The following is a 3869-nucleotide window of genomic DNA, read 5'->3' on the forward strand; positions in this document are numbered from 1 at the left end:
GGCCGGATATACGTTGAATCCGGAAGTAAAGGATGCGACGCCCGCTTTGAAGCAGGCCGCCGAAATCGGTGTGAGAAAGCATGAAACACCGGAATTGACTAAAGAAAAAAACAAGGATGCTATTCTCGTGCTCAGCTTCGGCACGACGTACAAAGACAGTCGTGTCAAGACGATTGAAAAGACGGTTGCCGATATTCAGGCTGCCCATCCCGATGTAAAGACGGTCTTGGCGTTTACATCTCATATTATTGTGGATCGTATTGCCGAAAAAGAAGGAAAGACGATTCCTACTCCCGAAAAAGCATTGGACCAGCTCAAAAAAGAAGGTTATACACGCGTAGCCATTACATCTCTCGATGTTATTCCCGGTATGGAATATGCATATGATACGGCTATTTACGACTTGTATAAAAATGACTTCAAGAAGATGACTGTAGGTACGCCTATTATGTACTGGATGGGTCAGGAAGATCAGCGTGACGACGTGGCTGAATTCGTCGAAGCTTTGAAAACGCAGTTGCCGAAAACGGACAATCATACGGCGGTTCTCGTCATGGCTCACGGTACTCCCCATCCGGCTAATGCATACTATTCCGTTGTACAAAATCGCATCGATTCGGCAGGACTTAACAATGTGTACATTTATTCTGTAGAAGGCTGGCCCCATTTAGATACGGTTATTCCTCAATTGAAGGCCAAGGGGATTAAAGAAGTTACCATTATGCCCATGATGATGGTTGCCGGCGACCATGCCAACAACGATATGGCAGGAGCTGAACCTGATTCGCATAAGAGTATTCTTGAAAAAGAAGGCTTTAAGGTGCAGACGTACATTCACGGCTTAGGTGAAAATCAGGCGGTTCGAAAGATGTTCGTAGAACGGGCTAATGAAGCTTGGGATGCACTGGAAAAGGAATAATTGAACGTGGTACAATAATTCGGTAATGTATCTCATTTAGAAGGAGAGGCCGAGGTTATGGACCGGGAATACTATGCTGTAAAAGACGGCAAAAAATTGCGTTGCGGTTACACTACAGGTACGTGTGCGACGGCAGCGGCGAGTGCGGCGGCTATGATGCTGTTTTCACACCGAAATGTGGATACGGTACGTGTTGAAACGCCTAAGGGCGTTACGTTGGACTTGGAGACAGGGGATGCCGTTTTTTCTGAAAATACAGCAACTTGCGCCGTTCGAAAGGATGCGGGAGATGATCCGGACATAACCGACGGCCTCCTTATTTTTGCTACTGTAGCCTATGCGGACGGAGACGGTATTATTCTTAAGGGCGGTAAGGGCGTCGGCACGGTGACTAAAGAGGGAATGTCGTCACCTGTCGGCGAGGCCGCTATCAATCCGACGCCGCGGCGCATGATTATGGAAGCGGTACGCAAGGTAATGGAAGATTTTAAGTATAAGGGCGGATTGGAAGTCACTATATCCATTCCCGGAGGCGAAGAACTGGCACGTAAGACCTTTAATCCCAGACTGGGTATTGTAGGGGGATTATCGGTCCTGGGAACATCGGGTATCGTCGATCCTATGAGCGAGCAGGCTTTAATCGATACGATTCACGTAGAAATGAATTCACGTCGAGCAGCGGGAGATGAGCACTTACTGGCCTTTTTCGGTAATTACGGTGTCGATTTTGCCGCTTCGGAATGGCAAATGAATACGCAAGACCGAGTTACATGCAGTAATTATGTCGGTGAAATGCTCGATTATGCGGCGTACTTGCAGTTTAAGGACGTACTTTTAATCGGTCATGTCGGTAAGATGCTTAAACTGGCTCAGGGAATTATGAATACTCATTCCCGATACAGTGACGGCAGGACTACGTTCCTGGCTATGGAAGCCATGTTTGCCGGTGCTTGTGTAGAGACGGGTAAGGCCGTTTATGAAAGTCTGACGACGGATATGGCTCTTAATATACTGGAAGAGGCGGGCGTTTTGGAGCCGGTCTTGCAAAAGGCGACGGAGAAGGTGGCTTATTATATGCAGGCACGCGTACACGGAGCTTTGAAAACGGAAGCCGTTTTATTTTCCAATAAGCGTGGAATTATGGGTATGACGCAAGGCGCAACTGAACTAATCCGGCTTCACGGAGGAGAGACATGATGAAAGGAAGATTATATTGCATCGGTTTGGGACCGGGAGATCCCGAACTGGTTACCGTGAAAGCTTTGCGGCTCATGAAAGAATGTTCCGTATGGTTTATTCCTCAAAGCGGGCCCGATAAGGAGACGGCCGGTCAGATTTTGCAAGCTGCTGCAACTTATGCGGGTGAAGACTTGCAGGATTCCAAGACGATTGTTAAATTGGCCTTTCCCATGACTCGAAGTGAAGACATTCTAGAAGAGGCTCATAGAAAGAATGCGGAAATGATAGAGGCATACTTGGATAAGGGGGAGAATGCGGCTCTATTTACACTCGGTTGCCCTACTGTATATGCATCGTGTTCTTATGTGGAAAGGCGAGTCGCCCTCGCCGGCTATGATACTCAAATTGTTCCGGCTGTCACCAGCTTTTGTGCGGCGGCAGCAGCCTTGGGGACGACTTTATGTGAGAAAGACGAACCACTTCTGGTAGTACCTGCCAACCGCAATGATTTGGCAGAGCTTCTCGATGTGCCGGGCAATACGATTATTATGAAGCCGTCATCAGGTAATGACAAAATAAGAACTCTTTTAGAAGAAAAGGGGCTTATTTCAAGGGCCTCTATGGTACAACAATGCGGTACGAAGGAAGAGAAAATCTTCTCTTCACTTGAAGAAACCGTTCCTCATACTTATTTTTCAGTTATTCTCGTTAAGAAAGAAGAATCGATATGATACATTTTGTCGGAGCCGGTCCGGGAGCCCCCGATTTAATTACTGTAAGGGGTCAAAAGCTTTTGGAGAAAGCGGATCTTATTATTTATGCCGGGTCCCTGGTCAATAAAGAACTTTTAACGAATGCTAGAAAAGGCTGTATTGTCAAAGACAGTTCGTCCATGACGTTGGAAGAAGTATTAAAAGCCATGGAGGAATCAGAGGCAAAAGGGTTTGTGACGGTTCGCCTGCATACGGGAGATCCGTGCTTGTACGGCGCTATAAGAGAACAGATGGATGCCTTGGATGAAAAGGGGATTGACTACGATTACACACCGGGAGTCAGCTCTTTTTCTGCAGCCGCCGCAGCCTTACGGGCCGAATACACCTTGCCCGGTATTAGCCAATCGGTAATCATTACGAGAACGGAAGGACGGACGCCCGTACCTGATAAACAGACTATTGTCGATTATGCACAGCACGGAACGACGATGGTCGTCTTTCTCAGCACGGGGCTTGTTGAAAAATTGGCGATTCAATTGGTTAAAGGCGGTTATACGGCGCAAACGCCGGCAGCCGTCGTATATAAGGCCTCTTGGCCCGAAGAAAGAGTATATCGTTGCACTGTAGGAACTTTGTCGGAAACGGTTCATGCACATCATTTAAAGAATACGGCACTCATTCTCGTGGGACCTTTCTTGTCATCGGCCTATGAACGGAGTAAATTATACGATCCAGAATTTACTCACGGATTCAGAACGGGTCATAAGGGATAAGGGGTATCTCATGAAGGGGTATATATTTTTCTTTACCGAGCATGGCGGTGAGACGGCTCTGAGAATCAGCGAGGCTCTCTTGCAAGAAGGCATGGAGTCACGTATTTTTACGACGGCCGGTCAGGCTGAAAAGAATAAGCTTTTTGAAACTTCACCGCACGGCTTTTCGGCTCTTGCAGCCGAAGCTTTTTCTCAGAAAGATGTGTTGATTGTAGTCGGTGCGGCGGGAATTGCCGTACGTCTCGTGGCACCGTTGGTCAAGCGAAAGGATTCGGACTCACCGGT

Annotated in this window: 4 protein-coding genes and 1 pseudogene; all 5 read left to right on the forward strand. The window is 47.5% G+C overall.

The genetic code is table 11. The features are described from left to right. Positions 1–919: sirohydrochlorin cobaltochelatase (locus PGX78_RS00005; protein ID WP_270444459.1), on the forward strand; the 919-nt coding region annotated here is incomplete at its 5' end. Positions 920–976: 57 nt separating this feature from the next. After that, complete coding sequence (gene cbiD / locus PGX78_RS00010) at positions 977–2116, forward strand: cobalt-precorrin-5B (C(1))-methyltransferase CbiD (RefSeq protein ID WP_270444461.1); 1140 nt, start codon at positions 977–979, stop codon at positions 2114–2116. Continuing rightward, entirely contained in the window at positions 2113–2829 is a 717-nt protein-coding gene (gene cobI, locus PGX78_RS00015; RefSeq protein ID WP_270444464.1) for a precorrin-2 C(20)-methyltransferase, read from the forward strand. Before cbiD ends, cobI begins: the two co-directional genes overlap by 4 nt. Further along, a complete protein-coding gene (gene cobM / locus PGX78_RS00020; protein ID WP_270444466.1) occupies positions 2826–3584 on the forward strand; it encodes a precorrin-4 C(11)-methyltransferase in 759 nt (252 codons plus the stop codon). Before cobI ends, cobM begins: the two co-directional genes overlap by 4 nt. Positions 3585–3594: 10 nt before the next feature. Then, a pseudogene (locus PGX78_RS00025) lies at positions 3595–3869 on the forward strand (cobalt-precorrin 5A hydrolase); the annotation flags it as partial.

The organism is Megasphaera sp. AF13-6AC, from assembly GCF_027685385.1.
GTDB lineage: Bacteria > Bacillota > Negativicutes > Veillonellales > Megasphaeraceae > Megasphaera > Megasphaera micronuciformis.